The sequence below is a fragment of the Vibrio sp. R10-SF1-ISO8 genome (genome assembly GCF_059833805.1).
This window is the reverse complement of the sequence record NZ_JCBDHL010000010.1, coordinates 665025-687727: the sequence shown is the minus strand read 5'-3', so window position 1 is coordinate 687727 and position 22703 is coordinate 665025. Positions and strand designations below refer to the sequence as shown.

The window sequence follows — 22703 nt, the reverse complement described above, 5'->3', positions numbered from 1 at the left end:
ATCAATATCAATTAAAATCAAGCTAAATTCAGCAAATAACATAGACTTAAGTTAGGAAATGAAGAAGGTAAAAACATCATGATGGAACAAGTGACGCGTTGGTTAGAGAAAGATCCTGACCCGCATACAAGAGAAGAGCTTCAACACCTAATCGATGAACAAGCATTTGATGAACTAGACGATCGCTTTAGCCAACGTTTGGAATTTGGTACTGCTGGCCTACGAGGCAAAGTGGGTTGTGGTCCAAACCGAATGAACCGTTTAGTGATTCAAGAAACCGCGACGGGTCTTGGTCACTATCTTGTTCAACAAGTTAAAGATGCAAAAACACGCGGTGTTGTGATTGGTTATGACGGTCGTACGGACTCTAAACAGTTTGCTCACGATACGGCTTCTGTTCTTACATCTCTTGGGATTAAGGTTTTCCTAACACATGCAGTAGCGGCAACTCCAATTGTTGCATTTGGGGTAAAACACTTTGATGCAGCAGCGGCTGTTGTGGTTACAGCCAGCCACAATCCACCAGAATACAATGGCTTTAAAGTGTACTGGGAAAATGGCGCGCAAATCATCCCGCCACATGATTCAGGTATTGCAACTGAGATTGACGTTGCTGCAACTAAGCCAATACCACTAATGGCTTTAGATGATGCAGAGAAGCATGGTTTACTCGTCTGGCTAAAAGAGGATTACTACGAAACTTACCGCCAGACGATGAATAACAATCCACTCTTGACTAACCATACTGCACCTAACGATGTCGCTATCGCATACACCGCTATGCATGGCGTTGGGGCAAATATGGCGCAAACCCTGCTCAACGACGCGGGCTTTAACCACTTCTACAGTGTTGCAGAGCAAAGTGAACCAGACGGCACTTTCCCTACCGTCAACTTCCCGAACCCAGAAGAAGCTGGGGCGATGGATATGGTCATGGCATTAGCTAAACAACACAACGCCGACATTGCATGTGCCAATGACCCAGACGCAGACCGATTTGCTGTCGCTGTGCGCAAGCCAGATGGTGACTATCAGATGCTAACTGGCGACCAAGTGGGAACTTTATTTGGTCATTACCTCTTGTCACAAACGGAGGCGAGTAAGCAACTTGTCGGCAATACGATTGTTTCATCCACTTTGTTAAACAAGATAGCCAATGCGCACGGTGCAACTTACTTCCAAACACTGACTGGCTTTAAATGGCTAACCAATGTAGCGATGCAAAAGCAAAGTGATGATCAGCAGTTTCTGTTTGCTTATGAAGAGGCTTTAGGTTACACGGTAGGTAACAAAGTCTGGGATAAAGATGGCCTATCTGCATTGGTTGCCTTCGCACAATTGACCGCTGAGCTAAAAAGCCAAGGAAAAACCATTTGGGATCAATTAGAAGCCATCTATCGTCAGCACGGTATGTATCTGAACTCGCAACGCAGTATTGCGCTTGATCCGAAGGCACCACCTGTAGGTGATAAGCTCAGGGCTAATCCTCCGACTATGATTGCGGGTAGTAAAGTGGAAGTGACAGAAGATCTTAAGTCACTCACCAAGCACTTTGCTGATGGTTCAACTCAATCCATCGACCTGCCAGCAAGTGACGTACTTATCTATCACCTATCATGTGGTGCTCGAGTGATCGTTCGTCCTTCAGGAACAGAACCGAAATTGAAGTGTTACTACGAAGTGATCGAGAAGTTTGCAGATTCTGATAGCTTTGAACACGTACTTGATAAGGCGTCAGAGTCTATGGGAATGCTGATTTCAGAACATCAGCACAGCTTACTTTAAGCTCTGAAAAAATCTCCCCCTTAAGTTACTTCACAGCAGCTTAAGGGGTGCCCATCATATTAACAACTCAATCGCCTTAAGTGGCTTTTTGCAGAAACAACCTCTACCGATTTTAGAACTCCTCCACTAGCATTTAAGTGAGAGCTAGGTTGTTCAGAAAGCTCAGTAATAATATGCTGGCATAGCTCAGGAACAATTGGCGATAGCAACCACGCCAACTCTCGAACGAAATTGCAGACGATCAAGCAAGTTTGTTGTGACTCTTGGACTGGCTGCCCTTTTCGAATCAACCACGGTGCTCGGTGATGGAAAAAAGCATTTAGCTTTGATAAAAGCGCATTGCACTCTTTAGTCACTCGATAAAGATCTCTTTCATGATACGCACTAACGATTCGCTCAAGATCGCAGGAAAACTCGCTAACATGAGTTCGACAGTCAAAATCTAACCTCCCAGCTGATTCAAGCGTTAATGAGCCAGAAAACTCCTTCACAACTATGGTGTGGTTACGTTTTACAAGGTTGGCAAAATTATTAAGTAAATCTCCATTTATTAGCCCAGTAAACTCCTCTAGCTCAACGTTACCATCTCTATATAGCGGCTTTTGACGAACTAAAGCATAGCGAATTCCATCAGTTGATAAACGCTGCGCAAATGACGAAGGATTCACAGTCGTCAGAGGATTCGATTTAGAGATCTTTTCACCACCGATGGTCCACCAGCCATGAACAATCAACTTTTTAGGAAGCGGCAGTTCCAATGCTAATAAAAAAGCTGGCCAATACACTGCGTGGAACAGCAAAATATCCTTGCCTATGACGTGTTCTGTTCGCTCAATTGCTGATACATCGGCGTCTTTTTCTGCAATCGCGGTGATGTAACTAAACAGAGCATCAATCCATACGTATACCGTATGCTCCTGATTGCTCGGTACCTTTATACCCCATTGGTTGTTAATTCTTGAAATTGATAAGTCTTCCAATGGCTCTGAAGCAAGTTGCTCGATTAAAGTGTTTTGATAATGCTGAGGAACGACTACACCGGGATTATTCTGATAATACTCTAGCAGGGCCAATCGATATTTCTCAAGCTGAAACAAATACGTTTTCTCTTCTACACGATTGATTGGTTGTTTGTGAACCGGACACAATAAGCCATCGAGCAGCTCTCTCTCTGGATAGAACTGTTCGCATGCTACACAGTAGTCACCGGAATAGTGCCCTAAGTAGATATCACCTTTCTGCTCCAACGTCCGCCACACTCTCTCAATATTGGCCTTATGCTGATCCGCCGTGGTACGGATAAAAACGTCTGGGTTAATGTCGAGCTGTGGCCAAAGATTGCGAAAGCTTTGAGACGTTTTCTCAACAAATTGCTCAGGGGATTGTTGATTCGCTTGCGCAGTATTGGCAATTTTCTGACCGTGCTCATCAGTCCCGGTAATTAAGTGACTCTTCACTCCGGAGAGAGAATTAAAGCGATGGAGAATATCCGCGACAACTCCTGTATAAGCATGGCCTAAATGGGGCTCACCATTGGCATAAAATATTGGCGTAGTGACAAAGCATTGCTCAGAGTGACGCGAATCGGAAGAACTGTGGAATAGCGATTTGAAGCTCATAGATAAATCTCCTCTAATTCCCAAACAAAGGTCGAAAAGAGATCTCTCTAAATGCTTATTCGCATCACCTTTCCAACACTTTGTTAAGGAATGGTGGTGCGAAAAAAGAAAAAATCAGTACACGCAGCCCATCCCTCCCAGCATTCGCTGAGAAGGCATGTTCATCATCATTTCAGTGACAATTTTAGATGAGCTGTGTGTTAATGATACTAAGTTCATAACTCCACACTAACAGAGTCATTTTTGTTCGACAAGCGTTAATCTTGAAAGCCAACACTGATACAGCAACACCCAAATGCCAGAATGTGCCATCAATGAAAAGGGCGTTTTCGGACTAGACATCCTAACCCTCAAAACAAAGTAACCGCTTTGACAACAGTGTGATTATTAACAAAGATAGAAAAATCTATTGTTTGCTTTAATACATTAAAGAGCTCTACAGATAAAACCCCACACCTATTGGTATGGGGCTTTTTTCTTGGTCCAGAAGCTTACAGTTGCTCTTTAACCACTTCCTCAAGTTGCTGATAAGGGACATAACCTGGGATCACTTGTTCACCCATGATAAGTGCTGGCGTACCCCTTAAACCTAAACCAGTAAACATGGCATAGTTGTTTTCTAACTGCGCCTTCACCTCATCACTGACATTTAGATGCTCCGTCGTTCCGGTTTTTTGCGCAATCTTCATTAAGGATGCGGCATTATGTGTGCCCGGTTTTGACACCAATAAATCGTGGACTTGCTGATATTTATCACGATCTTTTTGCCAAACGTTAAGCGCGTAAGCGGCCGAGTTCACCGAAGAGCTGCCTTCTTTAAGCGGTACATAGAGATTCACCACTTTGATTTGCGGGTAATCTTTCACGAGCTTATCTAGCTCCACGTCCAATTTCTTACAAAATGGGCAGCTGTAGTCTGTCACGTTGATGATCGTGAACTCGCCGTTTTCTGCCCCCATAAATGAGTGGTTAGGATCGTTAAGGTAGTTTTGGCTACTCTCTAGTAGGTGAGTAAACTGCTGTTGCTGCTTGATATACATTCCTAGGCTTTCATGTAATCCATCGACAACCTGCGGGTTTGCCTCAAGCATCTCTACAATCTCAGCAATCTTTTGATCTTGAGGTGCTGCCAATGCTGGAGCAGTAAAAAGAACGCTTGTAGCCAGCGCTAACGTAAGTTTATTGAGCATAGTAAATTCCTAATTGTTTAACCAAAGACGTGCAAGTAAGCCTGGCGGAGTCGTAATGCCAGTCGTGATTGATTCGATTTTGCCGTCTCTGACAATGAATATGGTTGGTGTCACTGAGATGCCCCACTGCTTAAACAGCTGAGAGTTCTCGTCGTTGACGTTGGTAAATTGATAATCGTGTTTTTGCTTGAATGCCTCAACACGCAAGTCTGTTCCAGAGGCTCCTGAGACCGCGACCACAGGGTAGTATTGACTCACCCAATCAACGGTAGGACTGACAAACTTACATACCGGACACCAAGTTGCCCAAAAATAGATAACGACCGGGGTTTGGTAGCTCATCTCGATCACATCAACTGGGTTTCCCTTTTCATCCACTGTGACTAAGTCCGGCGCCATTTCAGTCGGTACATCTTGGGCACGATAGAGATCAATTGCAGTGGTGATCACAATCGCGAATAGCAAAAACTTTGATATTTCTTTGAGCCAGTGAAGCGGTCTTATCTTCATTAACCCGCCTCCCCACTCGCTTGCTTAAGGGCTTGTATGACCGATTCATCGGTTAATATCACAGGCAGTGGAATGCCTCGAGGCGCATTAGGTCCATAGACAATATTAAACGGCACACCAAATCTGCCATTGGCTCGAAGATAATCCGTTACTAGGCCATCAGGGTGAGTCCAATCACCTTGGATAGGTGTGACATTCGGATGCTGAAGCGCCGAGTAAACGGGATCTTGTAAGATCACGCCAATCTTGTTCGCTTTACAGGTCACACACCAGTCAGCGGTCACGTTAACAAACACGGTATTGCCATTAGCTACTGACTCAGTAATGGCTTCATTCGACAGCCTTACCCACGGCAAATCTTCAGGTAAAGGCGTTGACCAATGATCCGACGTCATACTTCCAATCACTAGCCCGCCAGCAAGCAGCACTAAAGATGCGCCACCAGAGATGACAAACGCTTTATCGCCATAAACCTTTTTGATACGCATAAGCACGGCGACCAACGCGGTAGCTGCTAGAACAATGACCCAGAACACTGGAAGGTGGTTGGCGAGCAAGTAAAGCAGCCAAACGCTGGTGAGCAGCATCATCACACCAAATAGCAGCTTCACCTTATTCATCCAAGCACCCGGCTTAGGCAGGTAAGAGGCAAGTCCAGGGAACAATGCCACCACTATCCAAGGTAAAGCCATGCCTAGCGCAAGAGCAGTAAAGATAACTAGCATATCTATGGTGCTAGCTGCTAATGCAAAGGCTACAGCCGTCCCTAAGAAAGGCGCAGAGCATGGCGTGGCAAGTAGCGTGGCAAACATACCTTGCAGATAGTGCCCTGCATAAGAGTCATCCCCTTTTGAGGCAAGCCATGTATTGGTGTTCGACGATAGCCTAATTTCAAACAAACCAAGCATATTGGCACCAAACAGGGCCGTAACCGCCACCATAAAGCCGATAAACCAAGGGCTCTGGAACTGAATACCCCAGCCAATGGCACTACCGGAGAACTTCAAAATCAGTAGAAATGCCGCCAACAGCCAGAACGAAGTCAAAATGCCTGCTGAAGAAGCAAGAAACTGCAATCGCACTTTACGACGCTCTATACCTTGGGCGCTAATAACGCCGCTCAACTTCATCCCCAACACAGGGAGTACACATGGCATCACGTTGAGTATCAGTCCGCCCAGTAAAGCAAAACCAATCATCTCAACCAAAGAGAAGCTTGGTATTGGTGCAGACACAAGACCTTTTGTCACTTGCGCGGCTTGTTCAGCGATAAAATCCGTATCCTTAATGGTCACATCGACGAACTGTTCGCTTAGATTGATGTCACCAAGCCATGTCGATACATCAAACACTGCGACAAGTTTTTCGCCCTCAACTTTAAGATGGTTGAGCGCATAACTGTAATCACTGATCGCCTCTACTCGACTATCTACAATAAGTTCGGGTGCATCCCAGCCTAATGGTTTTATCAAAGTCACTTGAAGCTGATTAGTCGAACTATCCCAAACTGCACTTTGCTCTGAAATCAAAGGGGATGCTTTAGGCACCTGACTGATCGCTTGAGCATGTTGGTACATAGCCTGCTCTGAGACGACCAACTCACTCGGTATAAAGTCCAAGCTAAATGGATAATCGGTCAATACACAGATGGTGGTACATGAAGATAACGTCAGCTTAGCATCGAGACTCACTGGCTTGTTAAAGTCTTCGACATGCAGTGTCATTGGAATCAAAGTATCCCCTTTGTAACCAAGGGTGTTGATACCAAGTAAATTGAACTGCTGTGGGTAAGGCCAATGCCAGTCAACGGATTCCAGATTAGAAGAGCCCTGCCATGAAATACTTGGCGCGATGCCTCCTTCACCGGGCGAGCGCCAGTAGGTTTTCCAGTCACCTTCTAAAGCAACTTCGAGAAAACCTTCGACAGTTTTATCTGTAGGATTTACTTGCCCTGTCACGACAAAGCGAGTTTTTGCAGGAGGATGATCCGGATTAACCATCCACCCCGTCTCAACCTGTGCAAATGCTAAGGTCGAGAAAAGCACACTGCTCAGCATAAGGAAAAAGCTCAGCAGACTAAAAGGTGCAAATCGAGTTTGTTTTATCATTGTTGTGTCCAATTGAAACCAATCTAATAAATAGATACTCAGATATCTATTTTGGTTGGTATATGCCCCTCAATGGGGGAATAACAAATACGAGCTATCTCTGGCTAAAACTCAAGCCAGTAACGAATTTGTTTACTCTCGGAACACACAAAAAGTGAGATGAAGACGGGATTTGGGGACTATAGGTTCAGTAAACTGAGGAGAAGCTTGTCTGGTTGAGATAAGCCAAGCGACAATCACCAACAGCGCGACAAAGAAAGAAACCACGACGTGATCAAGATTAACCTTGGCACTGCCTAAAAGCTTCTCCGTTAAATCACACTGCTTGCTAATGTCCGTCGATTGATCGGTTACATGAGTGCTATCTGCAAGAGAAGCATACTTGTACTCACACACCGTTAGCATGCCTGAATTTTGCGTAAGACAAATAGCAAACACCCAGCCAATTAGGGCTAGAGTGATTTTTGCAGATTGTGTCGTAGCAAAGTTTTTAAACATACTGTGCGAGTTACTCACGATTTTAAGCCGGAGATTATGACAACCCCAAACGCCAACATTGTTAGTTTAATGTGAGAAGTCTCTTAGACAATTTTCTTTTGTAAGAAAATCTTATCAACGCCCGCGGTTGGGAACCCTGTATAACGTCCAACTTCTTTAAATCCTAATTTGGCATAAAAACCCGGAGCTTGAAAGCTGTAGGTATCAAGATATAAATCTGTAACGCCTAAAGCGCTTGCTTCAGACTCGATGCGCTCCATGAGCAGTGAACCAATGCCAGACTTTCTTTCACGCTCATCCACCCAAAGAAACTCGACAAACAGCGTATTGGTAAATATTTCGCCCGTTAGGCCACCAGCGAAATTACCCTCATCATCTTCTATGTAGCAAGCGAGACTCTGAATGTCCTCATCCGGGAAGTGCTGCATGTTGAATGCTTTCAAGCCATTGTAGATAACATCTTTAATGTTCTTTGGCGGGTTAAGTACAAACTGAACATTCATAGGCGATCCTTCCTTGTTTCCATATAGATCAAAAAGGCCAGCAAACGCTGACCTTTTATACCAATCTGGATAAGTAGGTGGTTAGATAATTGCGCAGGAAAAATCGCTTAGAGCAAGGCATAGATTGCAGCTAGCTAGTTGACCTACCTACACCATTCTTTGAAAACATAGCTATAACGCAGCTATCAGCGATTTTAACTAGCAAGAATGTCCAGATACTTATTTAGGTTGGTATTAAATGCGGTTAGCTCGCAAATGAGCTTAACATCCAAATCGCTAACACGACAAATATCAGCCCCATAAACTTATGCTGATATGTTCTAAATTTTGCGTTTTCGAGTAGCGGCTTACCTAATGTTCCCACTAACGCCACCAACAGTAGGTTGAACAAGAGACCTAATACATTGAGTAGCAAGCCCAGTGCTAACATTTGTTCGCCTGAACTTGCGGTAATGTTACTAGATACAAATTGAGGCAAGAACATCACAAAAAACACGAGGGCTTTAGGGTTGAGTAGGTTGCTTACCAAAGCTCTTTGGTAAAAGGTGGTCGCGACCTTGTTTGAGCCATCCATTTGCGGCGCATCAGCGGCACTTGCACGAATACAGTCCCAGCCCATTTTTAGCAAGTAAGCACCACCTAATAAGTGCAACGCTTTTAACGCAATCGGGCTCATGGCAATCAGTGCAGAAACACCGAGTGCAGCAAGCAGAGTTAGGATAATCCCTGAAGTGGCGTTGCCTAAGCTAGCAAAGATACCCACTTTACGACCGTAGCTCATACTTGAACTGGCGATAAGCAACATATCCGGACCAGGCAACAATAAAAGTGCAACAACAGCGGTCAAGTAAACCGGCAGCACAGAAATATCAATCATAGTTATAATTTTAGAAAAGCAAAAACGGCGGCATTTTAATCCAACAAAATCAATTTATCCACCACAAACAATAAATAGATAATCACAAAAATAGATTAAATGACTTTTACATTTGTTAATGAACTGAATATCAATTTGAGCAATTTTGTACAAAAATAACTAAGGCCTATAAGCTAGACTGTGAGATCCGTAAATAGACATTAGAGCGCAAGGAAAGCTTATGGCGAAAGGCAGTAAAGAATCAGCCAGTTTTCATTTAGCCGGTGAGCTAGGTGGGCTTGAATTGTTAGATGCGAAATATACGCATCAGAATTTCTCTCGTCATAGCCACGAGGGCTATACCATAGGTGTGATTGAGAAAGGGGCACAACGCTTTTATCGCACTGGAGGTAATCACATTGCCCCACAAGACAGCATCATTTTAGTCAATGCAGATGAGGTCCATAACGGCCAAACGGCGACTGAAGGGGGCTGGGAGTACAAGGCCATGTATCCGTTACCTGAGCAGTTTGCGCAGCTTACAGAAGGACTCTCATCTGGCTCATCCATCCCTTACTTTCCTGATCCCGTCGTTTATGATCCAGAGCTCGCACAACAATTACGCTTAGTGTTTGACACTTTAGCCCAATCAGACAATAAGCTGCTTAGGGAAACATTGATCTATGGCACCTTAGTCAAACTCGTTTCGCGTCACAGCAAGTCGAAACTCGATTGGGAGCCGAAGACTCGCAGCCAGCGCCAGTTGTTGTTAGTTAAAGAATTTTTGGACGATTTCCCACAAGCAGATGTCAGCCTTGAGGATTTATCCAAGCTGGCGGGACTCAGCCCTTATTATCTTACGCGTAGTTTTCAAAAAGAGTTCGGCTTACCACCACACGCCTATCAGATCCAAGCCCGGCTCAGGGTAGCAAAACAGCTTCTCCGTCAAGGACTTAAGATTTCAGACGTTGCTCAGGAAACGGGCTTTCACGACCAAAGCCACTTCCATAGGCATTTCAAGCGTGCTTTAGGTGTCACACCCAAACAGTTTATCGGCAAGCCATAGAGCGACAAACCCGCAATTTTGTACAAGCCGTTAGTACATCCGTGTGAGTTAATACGGCCATTATCCATCACACTAAAAACAATAATTATGAATACCATGACCTTCGAACAAGACAGACAACTCAGCCGCTCTCAACTCTTTTGGCAAGGTACCCTTGCAATGGTACCACTCAGTATTGCCGTTATCCCTTGGGGGCTGCTTGCAGGTTCATTTGCCATAGAATCTGGATTGACCGTTGTAGAGAGCCAAGCTTTATCAGCCATCCTCTTTGCTGGTTCCGCTCAGCTCGTTGCCACTGGGATGTTTAAAGCTGGCGCAACACTCGCCACCATGCTGCTCGCGATATTTTTTATCACTTCTAGGCACCTACTCTATAGCGTCTCAATGCGAGATAAAGTAAGCCCACTTCCACTCAGGTGGAGGCTCGGACTCGGGTTCCTTTTAACAGATGAACTGTTTGCCATTTGCGGTCTGCAATCTGAAAAGCAGTTTAATCGTTGGTACGCGTTGGGAGCAGGACTGAGCTTTTATTTGTGTTGGAATCTCGCCACGCTTGCAGGCATTGTTGCAGGGAGCTATATCCCAGCTTTAAATGAATTAGGATTAGAGTTTGCTGTCGCAGCGACGTTTATCGCCATTGTCGTTCCCAACGTGAAATCTTCTCCGGTACTTCTAGCGGTCGTCGTTTCATTAGTCACGTCAGTCATTTGTTATGCCCAAGGAATCGAGTCAGGGCTGATGATCGCCAGCGTTGCAGGTATGCTTGCTGGCTACTTTGCCGAATCGCTAAAAGGAGATAATCGATGATTATACTGTCTATTCTAGCGATGACTGTGTTGGTTTTTGCGAGTCGATATCTTTTCTTAGAACCGCGCTTACCTTTAAGGCTCAACCCTCAGGCTCAGCGACTACTGAAATACTCTAGCCCTGCCGTGTTGACCGCAATTTGGGCACCAATTGTCTTTATGCCAGAAAAACAGCTTTGGCTCTCGGCAGGTAACCCTTATTTGATTGGCGCACTCATTGCGGCGTTTTTAGCTTGGAAAACCAAGAATGTTCTCTTAACAACCTTGGTCAGCATGGTGGTGTTTCTGTGCCTAAAACTGCTCTAGCCAAACAAGGCTGCGAGTAGGAGCAAAACAACCGCCATTATCGCCACGCACTTGAGAAGCAGACCGACATTGGTGCTTCCACCTTTAGGCGCTTGATTACAACAACCCATAATAAAAACCTCCAATTGAACTCTCAATTGGAGGTTAATCCTTGACCTAGGGGGAGAGTAAAGCGTTAATTATTGAGCAACCCACTCAATCTCTATCAGCGTTTTGTCAGCGGACTTTAATCGAGCTAAGAACACATCGTCGGCATGCACTTCACCTACACCTTGTGGGGTACCCGTCATAATGATGTCACCATCGCACAAGGTGGTGTAACTCTTGAGCTCTTCAACAATCACTGCTGGCGAATAGATCATTTGTTTCACCGAGCCTTTTTGAACACGGACACAATTAATAAAAAGCTCAATTTCTAACGACTCTATCTCTAAACCAGCTAAAGGGACAAAACGACTAAACACCGCAGAACCATCAAAGGCTTTTGCGCGCTCCCAAGGTAAACCTTTTTCTTTTAGTTGAGACTGTAGGTCACGCTTGGTCAGATCGAGCCCGACTCCCACCGCAGACAATTCGCTCTGATTAACGATAAAACAGATTTCACCTTCATAGTGGAGTCTTTCTTGATGAAAGGAACTTAGATTAGAGGCAATAGAGGATGGCGGTTTGGAAAACACCACCATTTGCTCAGGAACAGAATTATTCAGCTCTTGGATATGTTCTAAATAGTTACGACCAACACATAGAATCTTGCTTGGCTCAACCAAAGCCTCTCCAAGTTTTACTGAACTCATGCCACCATCCCTGACCTAATTTAAGAAGCTAATATTCTAAGCTAAGTGGCTAATAAAAAAACGATTTGGTTTCAAAATTAAGAGCTCATACCCAATATTACTGAGGTATCACTTATCAAAATAGAAAAACGCCTATCCAATCCCGAATAGGCGTCAACACGATAGATGTGTTAAGGCAGTAGATTCTTAATTATAGGAAGTAACGTGCACCGATAGTCCACTTATCATCATCTTTGGTAGTATTGTCATCATCACCTAAATCAACTTGATAAGCAGCAAAAGTTACAAAGCTAGGCGTGATACTGTACTCAGCTTGAAAAGCAGTTTGACTGTAAAGCGTCTTCAGCACATCATCTTCTACATTTTCGTAATTGACACTTATGTTCAATCCATTCGACATACCATAAGCGAGTAGAAATTCAGACTGATCCGTATCTTTTAAGTTTGAACCAACACCAGCATTTTTAGTATTGTTAAAGAAATACTCATTTACACCATAAACAGCAGCGATATATATTCCATCACCATATGAACCATAATTCAGAGAAACCACATGTGAAGTGGCATCTTCCTTTTTACCACTAACCGTAATCTCTCCACCGGAATAAACATAGCCAAGCCCGACTCCCATTATATCGAGACTAACTGCACCTTGAACTCGAGCATCCACAGACGTGTCAGTATCTTCACCTTGCCATCCTAGACCAAAGTTAATACTACTGCTTTCAGCCAGACTAAATCCTTTACGATAACTGACCATTTGGTCTGCACGTGCAGAACCTAACGTTCCGTGATTTTTGTACAAAAAGTCATTGGCAAAAGCGATCGGCATATCTGCAACACCGGCCACGTCATAATAAGGGGACCACTGAGTTCCGACGACGAACCTACCCATGTTTTCATGAGTAGCTCCAATGTAGCCCAAGCGAGTAGTAAATGAGGTGTCACCTCCACCTAAATAATTTAAAGCCCACTCTCCTTTTGCATCAACTATGACTCCATTCCCCAGGTCTTGAGTTCCGCCAACATTTATCCGAGGTGATATTTGATGAACCTCCACATCGTCATCGGAGCCATATTCACCGATGCCTACATCAACATAACCACCGAGAGAAAGAGTTGAACCTTCGCTGTTGTAAATTTCTGCTGCGAAAGCGTTAGTACCACATGCTGCTGCCGCGATAGAGACGGCTAATAATTTAATGTTCATAACGTATGTCCGTATTGGGTTTAACCTTGTCCGAATTAGTGCTCAAAGACTAAAAACTGCGCGAACACCTAAAACGTAGTAGGTAAAACTCAAAAATGAAGTGCAACTAAGCACTTATGAACAAATAAAAATTGTCACAACGTAACACTGAAAATTATCAATTAGATGTAAGTATTTGTAATGCCAATTAATTAAATGAATATATAAGGTGATAATCATTTACCCGATCAAGTTCACACTTTTATAAATTCATACGGAACTTTTCCCAAAAAATCAAAATCCCCCAATAATTGGTTATCCAACTATTGAGGGAAATTCAATGTTTGCTAGGCAACACAGCTAAGTTATGCGTGCAATTAGAAGTCGTATTTAACGTTCAACTCTACACTTTGCTCGGCACCAAACCAACAGTTCGTTTTATCGAAACAGGTGTAGTACTCTTTATCAAATACGTTATTCACAACTAGGTTTGCGTGTGCGCCAGAAAGAGCCTCACTGATGCTGCCAAGTTCATAGCCCAATGACAGATCAACCACTGTGTAAGATGGCACTTTGCCCTGTGTGTTTGATGCATCCATCTGCATTTCACCCATGTAGCGAGCACCACCACCAAGTCTCATTCCCGACAATGCGCCTGAATAGACGTAGTAGTTAGTCCACAGAGTCGCACTATGCTCAGGAACATAAATCGGCGTTGTTCCGACTAAGCTTTGGTCAAGCGCCTCTTTCACTTTCATATCTATGTAAGTGTATGACGCCTGAACATCCCAGTTTTCCGTTAAGTCTGCACGTCCTTCTAGCTCTAAACCTTGCGAACGCACTTTTCCAACTTGGATTTTATCTCTATATGTTGGGTCAGCTGGATCGGCAACGATACTGTCATTCTTCGTAATATTGAAGTAAGAAGCGGTGAGGCTTTTCGACATATCTGGTGACATGTACTTAATACCCACTTCAAACTGTTCTCCCGTTTGCGGTTTAAACGAATTGCCTTTGGAATCTGTCCCTGCGGCAGGCTCAAAGCTAGTCGCAAAGCTTGCGAATGGTGAAACGCCATTAGCTAACTCATACAGGGCACCAACTCGGTACGAGAACTGATTGTGGTCAGATTTATCGGTCCCATCACCTGGAGGATTAGAACTCACTTTCTTATCACTAGACTTAAACAAGTCATAACGACCTCCAGCGAGCAGTACTAAGTTGTCATAGCGCATTTGATCTTGGAAATAGAAACCTGTCTGAGAGTATGAAATATCATGGTTTTCTTTGTAGACTTCTTTAATCTGGCTGCGATCTAAGAGATTGTTATTAGGTTTATAGGCATTGAAGCCATAAAAACCTGCGTTTGCAGAGTACTCTTTATACAAAGAGTCACCAGTCAGATCTTGATAATCAATTCCGAGAAGTAAGTTATGTTCCCAGTCACCGGTAACAACTAAACCAGAAAGTTGGTTGTCAATCACATAGCTTTTCGAACTTTCATTTGTAGAATAGATACTTCTTGTCAACTGACCAGTTGATGCATTAAACCCTGTGCCTCGATGATAAGTATTCTCTTGGTAGAGAGAGGCATCCATATAACGTGCATTCTGTAAGAACGACCAACCATTGCTAAACTCATGGTTAATTTTGTAGCCAAGCATAAACACGTCACGCTCAAACTTGCTCCAGTTCTCATCGCCCATTGACACGGATGGAGATTGCGCTTTCAGCACTTCCAATGGCATGGATGAGTTAATCCCCATGGCAGGATCTTTCTGGTAATACATGTTGAAATTAATCAATGTACGGTCAGTGACTTGCCAATCTAGTGATGGCGCAAAGACATAACGCTCCTCTTCAGCGCCATTAACTTGGCTATCTTGCTTACGCGCTAAAGCAACCAATCGGTATGAGAAATCGCTATCAGCAATCTGACCTGCTGAGTCGATAGAAGCTTCAACTAGATTACGCGAGCCTGTCGCTACGCCTACTGAAGTGCGATCTTCCACTTGTGGGTTTTTGGCAATGATATTCACCATCCCACCTGGTGGCATTGAACCGTAAAGAACAGATGTCGGCCCTTTAAACACTTCGATTTGCTGAATAGCAATTGGATCAATTTGAGGCTGTAGGTTCCAACCAGGTAAGTAAGGTAATACCAGACCATCGTAGTAACTCACGTTGTTTGTATTGAAACCTCGGATAGAGAAGTTGTCATACATGGTGACTGCCGCACCTTTTTGTTCAGTGACCACACCCGGTGCGTAACGCAAAGCTTGAGAGACCGATTTAACACCACGTTGTTCGAGCAACTCACCCTCAATAACCGTGATACCCTGTGGGGTTTCCTCAGGCTCTAAGGCCGTTTTCGTTGCAGTATTACGATAAGCTTTGCCCATTACCGTAATGGTTTCGAGTTGGGTCGTGTCTTGATTTGTCTCGTCCGCTGCTAAAACTGGATGTGAAAAGGTGGTCAGCAGCGCCAATGAAAGGGTTGAGCGCTTAAAATAGGTTGGAGTTGTCATGATTCCCTCAAATACCAATGCTTCTTCTAATTAAGAATAAATATCATTTGCATTGTACGAATCTAACAATAAGAAAGTTAACAATTTGGTGCATCTTTACCAGAATAACTAATTTAACTATCAACAATGAACGGACTAGTCTAGATGGAAACAGCAATAGGTACCCAATACTCCATTTCTGCCTCGTCAGATAAATGGTCATATTCTGCTGGGTAACATTCCAGCTCAAAGCCATCGACGCCTCTATAGCCTGAGTTAGGCAGCCAATGAAGAACAAACCACTCCAAGGTTTTAGGTAAGTTAGCCACTGGCCCCTTATGTTTGATAACGGCATAGGTTTGGCTAGGGACAGAGAGGGTATCAAGTTGGTCTGATATCAATGAAGGTAACTGAGGATAAAGTGGCATTTCACCCAGTTCAACGCCAGCCCAATAGTGGATATTACTGCCATCAAAGTGGCTGTGGGTAACATCAATCACACCCATAGCGGGTAAACGTTCTGAGGTACTGCTAGCTACAGCCTCTTCCAGCTTGCGCCATAACTGAGGGACTTTTTGTTGAAAGTCAGGGGTAATCGAAAACAAGCCATGAATCTCATCATGAATACCTTTGAGCAAAAAGCCACTCTTCGACTCAACTCTTACTTCAACAAAGCTCGCGACTAGCGCGCAGTTTCTCTCTGCTGGGTTTTCTATCGGCTTACGCAGCCCTGTTCTTAGTCCTAACTTTCGATAGGCTCTCGGGCTCATGCCGAATTTCTGTTTAAACGAGCGGCTAAAACTGATCTCTGAACTAAAACCAAGCGATAAACCAATATCGATCACACGCTCTGAGGTATCCAATAGAAGTTCAGCAGCACTGCTCAGCTTTAACTCTCGCACATAGCTAGCAACGGAGAGACCTGTTTCAGCTTGAAAAACGCGTTGCAGTTGCCAACGAGACCAGCAGCTTTGTTGGGCGAGCTCATCCAAACCTAGTGGCAAGTGTAAGTGAGAATGGATGTAAGACAGCAGTTTGCTGACTCGATTAAACCCATTTGAAAATCGCTCGATACTGTTGTCCATTGGATTCCCACTCTTTGCCTCTTGATGAATCAGGGATAGTATCAGAAATGTAAATGAGAATTAATATCTGTAGAGTATCATAACCCTATACAACAGCGCCTCGGCTGTAATGACCGAGGCGCTTTTGTTGACGTTAATCGTTACTTATTAGGCATTGGCAAAATTTCAAACATACCGTCAAAGTCGTCCAAGCTGCTGGTTAGCTTTTCAACTAAGGCAATATCCCCTTTAAGCTTCGCTTTTCCAGATTGAGTAAGCTCTTTTAGAGTTACCTTTCCAAGCACCATATCCGTCATATCTGTTTTGCTGATGTCTAGCATTACGTCCGTTTCTGGCAAGGTTTCAACTTGGATATTTGCCATGTTCGAGTTTGACACTTCGCCAAAATAGTATTCATTCAAATCAGGATGATGAATACCAAAGCTAAAGTCCAACTCTGCCTGTTCAGCTTTCTCTGCATTGAGCCTTACCGCTAGGAAATCTAGGAACATACCTGTTGGTGTATTGGCAATCACATCCGGAGAAGCCAGTTTGATAGAAGGCTTGATTTCCCCTGTTCTCAGCTCTACCGCACCTTGCAAGTACGAGTTGCGCCACGCCATGGTTTCAGACTGGTAGCCTTGCTGTTCAAAACTGTCTGCCAAAGCAAAACGATACTCGATATTGCTTGGGTCACATTGGACTAGATCATTAAATAGCTGAGATGCTTGCTGATATTGCCCTTGTTCGAAATGTTTCTGCCCTGCACTAAACAGTACATCCGCCCCCGCCGCTTCAACATAGACACAAGATTTTTCTGTCGTTTGGAGTGGGTTGGTATTTACTGGGTTCATATCATGATAGCCAAGGTAAAGGTTGACCACGGCACGAGCATTGTGACTGTATGAACCGTGATAGCCGTTGGTATGCCAAGTATCAATTTGCGACTGCGGAACAATCTTTTCGATTTCACGCCCTACATCGTTAATCGTCACACCATGGTTCGCTAAGCGCATGGCTTGGTTGTGGATGAAACCGTAGTTGTCACGCTGTAGCGTCATGTAGTCTGAGATTTCGTTTTGCTTAGTCTCTAGATCATTCCATACAGGCGCAGAGTGAGCGGCGTGAATATTATCGACCAAGCCACTATCGACATAACGCAGTTTGAGTTCTGTGAGGTATTTTGTCCAAATTAGCGCATCACGCACTTTTGCTCCGCGGAAGGTATAGATATTGTGCATCCCATCGTAAGTAAGTTCTGCAGTATTCAGTGAACGATACTCCGGAACATAAAGCACGATTTCGGCTGGCGCTTCCGCGCCCGGCATGTTTATCGCGTGGAAATCCAGACCATCAATAGTGACGACCTTTTCTCGCTCTTCTATTTCTACTGTCGGTGCAACCAGAGTGACTTCGCCACGTGAAGTGCCTAGGCCCAACGCGTTATCAACAATGCCTTGGGTATTGTTATCTAAAGTTGTGCCATATTGGTAGTTGGCACGACGGCTCATAGCTGTACCTGCTATTACATTTTCATCAGCTAGCTCTTTGATAAAATCATTAGGCGCATAAATTGGTGCGCCTTTAACAAAATCGCCTGACTCTATAATGCCTCGTGAACCGCCAAAATGGTCCGCATGCATGTGTGAGTAAATCATACCGGTAATCTTATGCTCTCCATTTATTTTTGGCAGATGCATTTTGGCAAACTCCCAAGAGGCCGCAGCAGCTTGCTTGGATAACAACGGGTCATGAATCACATAGCCATTGTCAGTACGATAAATTGTCATATTCGAAAGATCGGCTCCTCGAATTTGGTACACGCCATCAGTCACTTGATACAAGCCTCCCGCGGCGTAATTGAGCATACCTTGACGCCAAATCGAAGGGTTCACCGAAGCAGGTAACTGATCCACACTCATATCAGACATATACTCAAAACGATTCTTTAATTCACCCGCTTCATGAGTGCCAAATTCTGCAATCAGGCCCCTTTGTGTACGTTCAAATGCGGTCACGTCTTGCCAAGGTAACTGCTTTGCTAGTGCTTCATTGGCTTGCTTTGTGTGCTCTGTAGCGGGCTTTCCTTGATAGGTATCTAAGCTGGCATAATCCGCGGCCGCTGAAAATGAAACGATAAGCGCTAGTGAAATAGCAGATGGTGCAAAACGGGTAGTCATAGTGAGCCTCGTTAGGTCTTATTGTGGGTACATGGCTACTTTATTCGGTTGACACATCACAATATATACATCAATGTTTATTTAAAACATCACAAATCACGATGTATTGGAGCTCCTTAAATGCAAGAAAGCAGTATCGATCTGAATTTGTTGAAAGTGTTTATCTCTGTCTACGAGCATCGCTCAATTACCATCGCTGCAGAGGTGATGGGCTTGACTCAACCCGGTGTGAGCGGTGTGCTTAAGCGTTTGCAGCAGCAACTAGGCGTTCAGCTTTTTATACGTTCAGGTCGAGGTATCGCACCAACCCATCAAGCCCACGAGCTCGCTCGTCAAATTGAGCCTGCACTGAATCAGATTACTAACGCAATAGAAGGAATGGAGTCATTCAGCACTGCTAGTTCTCGTCGCTTTGTCGTTTATACATCCGAGCCAATGATGTTAATGCTGCTGCCAAAAATCGAAGCAGACCCAACACTGGGTAAGGTGCAAATTGAACTTCACCCAACGCAATCGAACGAAGAGAAACTACTCCACAACCTAAGCCAGCAAAAAGCAGATTTGGCCATTGATTTTGCCAACTATTCCGCGCCCTCTTTTTTTTCCGAATATTTTTATACCGATGAACTGTGTGTGATTGCCCGCAAGGATCATCCTCGAATAAAAGGGGGACTGAGTTTAGAGCAGTTTTATAGCGAAAAGCATGTGACGCTAAAGCTGAGGCGGGAAGATGCCTATCTCGCCGATTATTTTACTGAAGAAGTAATTGCAGAGCGAAATGTCGCCGCAGAGTGTGACTCACTCGTGTCACAGATGACCATGATTTCCAACAGCAACTGCCTAGCAGCCATGGTAAGAAGCATTGCTGATCAATTTGCCGACAAATTAGATTTACAAGTACTGGATGCTCCATTTACTAACCTTCCGGTTAAGTACCGAATGATGACGCATAATCGGATGAAATATAGCCCCGCTAATCAATGGTTAAGAGAGAAGCTTAAGTCTTACTTTGAAAGCTGAAAATAGAAAGCCCCGATATCAATATCGGGGGTTGTTTTTATTAACTATGTAGGCAAGAGATTAGTGCGCTAACTTTTCAATCACGCGCATTAAAAGATTGATACGTGGCTCGATGGATTCTAGTAACAAGTACTCTTGGTCACTGTGGAAGCCCGCACCGATTGGGCCAAGGCCATCTAGTGTTGGCACACCTAAAATCGCCGTGTTGTTCGCATCGGAACCACCACCGACTTCCTTCCAGTTGATATCAATCGATAGCTCTTGCGCAGATTGTTCAACCAAAGCCATCAAAGATTCAGTTTCAGCGCTCGGCACCATAGAGGGCTTGTAGGCTTCACGCTCAAGCTCAATCTTCACACCTTCAACAAATGGCGTTTTCGCCATTCCGTTGAGCTTTGTATCGACCTCATCGTATTCCGCATTGCTCCAGAAACGGATATCAACAATCGCCTCTGCTTGCTCAGGTACAATGTTGGCGCCAGCACCACCTGAAACAATCCCAACATTAAGTGTCGTGCCCGATTCAAAGTTAGTCATACCATTAATGGCTAAGATCCAGTTTGCCATTTCAGTGATAGCGCTACGACCCTTTTCAGGCTCATTCCCAGCATGCGCGGCAACGCCATTAAAGTTCAGCTTATAACGTGCCATCCCCTTGCGAGCTTTAACCAAACCACCATCAGCACGTGCCGCTTCAGCAACCAAAACGTTTTTTGCTTGCTTAGCGACGGATTGAATCCACTCGACAGAATCTAATGATCCAGTTTCTTCATCTGGGTTCATACAAACACAGATAGAAAGCTTATCTAGCACTGATTGGTCAAGGTTACGCATTGCATAAACGATATTGAGTAAGCCAGACTTCATATCTGACACACCCGGACCATTGGCTTTATCTTGGTCAAGGGACATGGGTCTGATTTCCGCTGTCCCTACCGGGAATACAGTATCCATGTGACCCACCAGCATTACATCAATCTGCTCAGCTTGAGGCTTATTGCGAATCTCTAGGCCAACACCTGCTTTACCGCAATCTACACGCTGAGTACTCCATCCCGATAGCGCTTGGAACTTAGCTTCAAACTCAGAAGCGATAAATTCGATGCCATCAAGTGTGTAAGTGCCGCAGTCCACATCGATTAAAGGACGCAGTTCTTCTAAATACTCATTTAAAGAGAAATTCATCGTTAACCCCTACACAAACAAGTTCATGACAAGCATTGCACCGAATGCGTTAAGTACTGAGATAGCGATCATCACAGGAATGTAGCGACCTTCAGTGCCGATAGGGCCCATGATGCGCCCCATGTATTGAACCTGAGAGCCCATCAGATAAATGGCAGGGGCAAGAATCGCGATATGTGCACCATTAAGAATGCCTTGGTCAAACAGCGTGATAACCACACCTACCGCGCCACCCATCGACATCCAAGCACCAATCAGTACTGCGGCTGCCTCTCCCGGCAGGCCAAATACCGCCATAATTGGAGAGAAGATTGTACCCATTAAATCCAGTGCACCGGTAATTTGCAGCGCTTTGATGATCACAAACGCCATCAATACGTTAGGAACAGTCGAGGTTGTCGCAATCACCCAGCCTTTCTTAGCACCCTCAACGAAGATGTCGGTTACCATTGGCTTTTTCGCTTGTACTTCACTCATTGTGCTGTCTCCTCTTTTAGATTTTGTGCATTATCTTTGTCTTGCTTTCCTTCTTTACCTTCTGTGATGTTGAGATAAATGCGGAATAGATTCGCGCCGATAAACTTGAAGATGAACATAATCGCTACGGCAAGACCAATAGACGAAGTCACCGCTAGAGAACCATCAACCATGGTTAAAGTGAAGAGCACTGCGCCCGATGAGAAGAAGTTAACAATGGTCGCACCCGCAGTGAACTGGAACATGGTGAAAACATCCGTTTCACGCTTGGTGAGTCGCCCTTCGTCCTTAAGTTGACGAGTCATGGCTGCGCCAGCATCGGTACTTTGCAGGGACGCAATCAAGGCAAGACCTGAGCTACCCGGAATACCCATCAAAGGACGTAGTAGAGGAGATAGAAGTTTACGAGCAGCGTCAAGCGCACCGTAGTGCTCAAGTACGTTGATCACACCAAGTGCAAACATAACCGTTGGGATTAGGGTTAGAGCAAAGATAAATCCATCGCGCGCACCACTGCCCCCTTTACCACGTAAAGAAGTAGTCGCGGCTTCAACGCCTTCGGCAGTCTCTTTTACATCATAAGCGACAGAACCAAACGAGCCATTCAAGGTCGTAAAGTCAAGCACCCCATACCATTCGTTCGACTTCATCAAGCCAGAGAAAAACACCACTGCGAAGGCCAAGGCAGCGTAGCAGCCCCATGTTACCTTTCGCTCTTTTTGAGTTGGATTAGACATAATTCACCTATGTATTCATATGTGGAACAGAACACATAGAATCATGAAGTAAAGCACCGGGCAGTATGATGATCCGTATCAAGTAGTGCTACGACTTATGTTTTCGCTTTCAATCACGATCATATTTTGTGATTACTCGCATAATTAGCACATCAAACCACACCAATAAATCAACATTGCACATCATAATGATTCATAACTTGTTAATTAATCGCTGACAATTCAAGCAGATCAAACCTACTTCACATACGTAAAACGCATTCATCTTTAAAATGGTGTCACAAAACATAAAACAACAATCCG

At 44.4% G+C, this 22703-nt stretch carries 20 protein-coding genes; 5 read left to right on the top strand and 15 right to left on the bottom strand.

The genetic code is table 11. The features are described 5' to 3' along the window. The first annotated feature begins 78 nt into the window (after nt 1-78). On the top strand, nt 79-1785 hold the full coding sequence (locus AC6R00_RS08770; RefSeq protein WP_500640093.1) for a phospho-sugar mutase: 1707 nt from the start codon (nt 79-81) through the stop codon (nt 1783-1785). 59 nt (nt 1786-1844) lie between these two features. Here the strand turns inward: AC6R00_RS08770 and metG are convergent, their stop codons facing one another. The 7 genes from metG to AC6R00_RS08735 form a co-directional block, all read right to left on the bottom strand. Continuing rightward, nucleotides 1845-3404 carry a methionine--tRNA ligase gene (gene metG / locus AC6R00_RS08765; protein ID WP_500640092.1) on the bottom strand — a complete coding sequence of 520 codons (1560 nt, stop codon included), beginning with the start codon at nt 3402-3404 and terminating at the stop codon, nt 1845-1847. Between the two features lie 491 nt (nt 3405-3895). Then, the gene (locus AC6R00_RS08760) at nt 3896-4594 is read right to left on the bottom strand and encodes a DsbA family protein (protein WP_500640091.1); all 699 of its coding nucleotides are present in this window, start codon (nt 4592-4594) and stop codon (nt 3896-3898) included. 9 nt (nt 4595-4603) lie between these two features. Then, a complete protein-coding gene (locus AC6R00_RS08755; RefSeq protein ID WP_367938810.1) occupies nt 4604-5104 on the bottom strand; it encodes a protein disulfide oxidoreductase in 501 nt (166 codons plus the stop codon). After that, on the bottom strand, nt 5104-7212 hold the full coding sequence (locus tag AC6R00_RS08750) for a protein-disulfide reductase DsbD family protein (protein ID WP_500640090.1): 2109 nt from the start codon (nt 7210-7212) through the stop codon (nt 5104-5106). Before AC6R00_RS08750 ends, AC6R00_RS08755 begins: the two co-directional genes overlap by 1 nt. Before the next feature lie 132 nt (nt 7213-7344). Next, nucleotides 7345-7710, bottom strand: coding sequence for a hypothetical protein (locus AC6R00_RS08745; protein ID WP_500640089.1), 366 nt, complete (start codon nt 7708-7710; stop codon nt 7345-7347). Nucleotides 7711-7793: 83 nt separating this feature from the next. Continuing rightward, on the bottom strand, nt 7794-8213 hold the full coding sequence (locus AC6R00_RS08740; protein WP_500640088.1) for a GNAT family N-acetyltransferase: 420 nt from the start codon (nt 8211-8213) through the stop codon (nt 7794-7796). Between the two features lie 244 nt (nt 8214-8457). Next, nucleotides 8458-9090 (bottom strand): LysE family translocator, encoded by a 633-nt coding sequence (locus AC6R00_RS08735; protein WP_004749145.1) that lies wholly within the window; start codon nt 9088-9090, stop codon nt 8458-8460. A gap of 220 nt (nt 9091-9310) precedes the next feature. Between AC6R00_RS08735 and AC6R00_RS08730 the strand changes: the two genes are divergently transcribed. The 3 genes from AC6R00_RS08730 to AC6R00_RS08720 all read left to right on the top strand — a co-directional run bounded on the left by AC6R00_RS08730 (nt 9311) and on the right by AC6R00_RS08720 (nt 11247). Next, on the top strand, nt 9311-10135 hold the full coding sequence (locus AC6R00_RS08730) for an AraC family transcriptional regulator (RefSeq protein ID WP_500640087.1): 825 nt from the start codon (nt 9311-9313) through the stop codon (nt 10133-10135). Between the two features lie 87 nt (nt 10136-10222). Beyond that, entirely contained in the window at nt 10223-10942 is a 720-nt protein-coding gene (locus AC6R00_RS08725; protein WP_500640086.1) for an AzlC family ABC transporter permease, read from the top strand. Next, nucleotides 10939-11247: an AzlD domain-containing protein gene (locus AC6R00_RS08720; protein WP_500640085.1), complete on the top strand. Its 309-nt coding sequence runs from the start codon at nt 10939-10941 to the stop codon at nt 11245-11247. Before AC6R00_RS08725 ends, AC6R00_RS08720 begins: the two co-directional genes overlap by 4 nt. Nucleotides 11248-11426: 179 nt before the next feature. Here AC6R00_RS08720 and AC6R00_RS08715 read toward each other — a convergent pair whose 3' ends face one another. The 5 genes from AC6R00_RS08715 to AC6R00_RS08695 form a co-directional block, all read right to left on the bottom strand. Then, complete coding sequence (locus tag AC6R00_RS08715) at nt 11427-12041, bottom strand: fumarylacetoacetate hydrolase family protein (protein ID WP_500640084.1); 615 nt, start codon at nt 12039-12041, stop codon at nt 11427-11429. A 190-nt stretch (nt 12042-12231) separates the two neighbouring features. Then, complete coding sequence (locus AC6R00_RS08710; protein WP_500640083.1) at nt 12232-13251, bottom strand: porin; 1020 nt, start codon at nt 13249-13251, stop codon at nt 12232-12234. A 356-nt stretch (nt 13252-13607) separates the two neighbouring features. Next, nucleotides 13608-15758: a TonB-dependent siderophore receptor gene (locus tag AC6R00_RS08705; RefSeq protein ID WP_500640082.1), complete on the bottom strand. Its 2151-nt coding sequence runs from the start codon at nt 15756-15758 to the stop codon at nt 13608-13610. A gap of 140 nt (nt 15759-15898) precedes the next feature. Continuing rightward, the gene (locus AC6R00_RS08700; protein ID WP_239824889.1) at nt 15899-16822 is read right to left on the bottom strand and encodes an AraC family transcriptional regulator; all 924 of its coding nucleotides are present in this window, start codon (nt 16820-16822) and stop codon (nt 15899-15901) included. A gap of 140 nt (nt 16823-16962) precedes the next feature. Beyond that, a complete protein-coding gene (locus AC6R00_RS08695; protein ID WP_500640081.1) occupies nt 16963-18981 on the bottom strand; it encodes an alkyl/aryl-sulfatase in 2019 nt (672 codons plus the stop codon). A 120-nt stretch (nt 18982-19101) separates the two neighbouring features. On the opposite strand from AC6R00_RS08695, the gene AC6R00_RS08690 reads away from it, so the two are divergent. Continuing rightward, complete coding sequence (locus tag AC6R00_RS08690) at nt 19102-20001, top strand: LysR family transcriptional regulator (RefSeq protein WP_500640080.1); 900 nt, start codon at nt 19102-19104, stop codon at nt 19999-20001. 60 nt (nt 20002-20061) lie between these two features. Here the strand turns inward: AC6R00_RS08690 and AC6R00_RS08685 are convergent, their stop codons facing one another. Genes AC6R00_RS08685 through AC6R00_RS08675 form a run of 3 tightly spaced genes read right to left on the bottom strand, consistent with a single transcriptional unit; the run spans nt 20062 to nt 22400 of the window. Continuing rightward, nucleotides 20062-21186, bottom strand: coding sequence for a M20 family metallopeptidase (locus tag AC6R00_RS08685; RefSeq protein ID WP_500640079.1), 1125 nt, complete (start codon nt 21184-21186; stop codon nt 20062-20064). 9 nt (nt 21187-21195) lie between these two features. After that, nucleotides 21196-21663, bottom strand: a complete 468-nt coding sequence (locus tag AC6R00_RS08680) for a YjiG family protein (protein ID WP_069668508.1) — start codon at nt 21661-21663, stop codon at nt 21196-21198. Further along, nucleotides 21660-22400 carry a nucleoside recognition domain-containing protein gene (locus tag AC6R00_RS08675; protein ID WP_500640078.1) on the bottom strand — a complete coding sequence of 247 codons (741 nt, stop codon included), beginning with the start codon at nt 22398-22400 and terminating at the stop codon, nt 21660-21662. The genes AC6R00_RS08680 and AC6R00_RS08675 overlap by 4 nt, the downstream gene beginning before the upstream one ends. Nucleotides 22401-22703 lie beyond the last annotated feature (303 nt).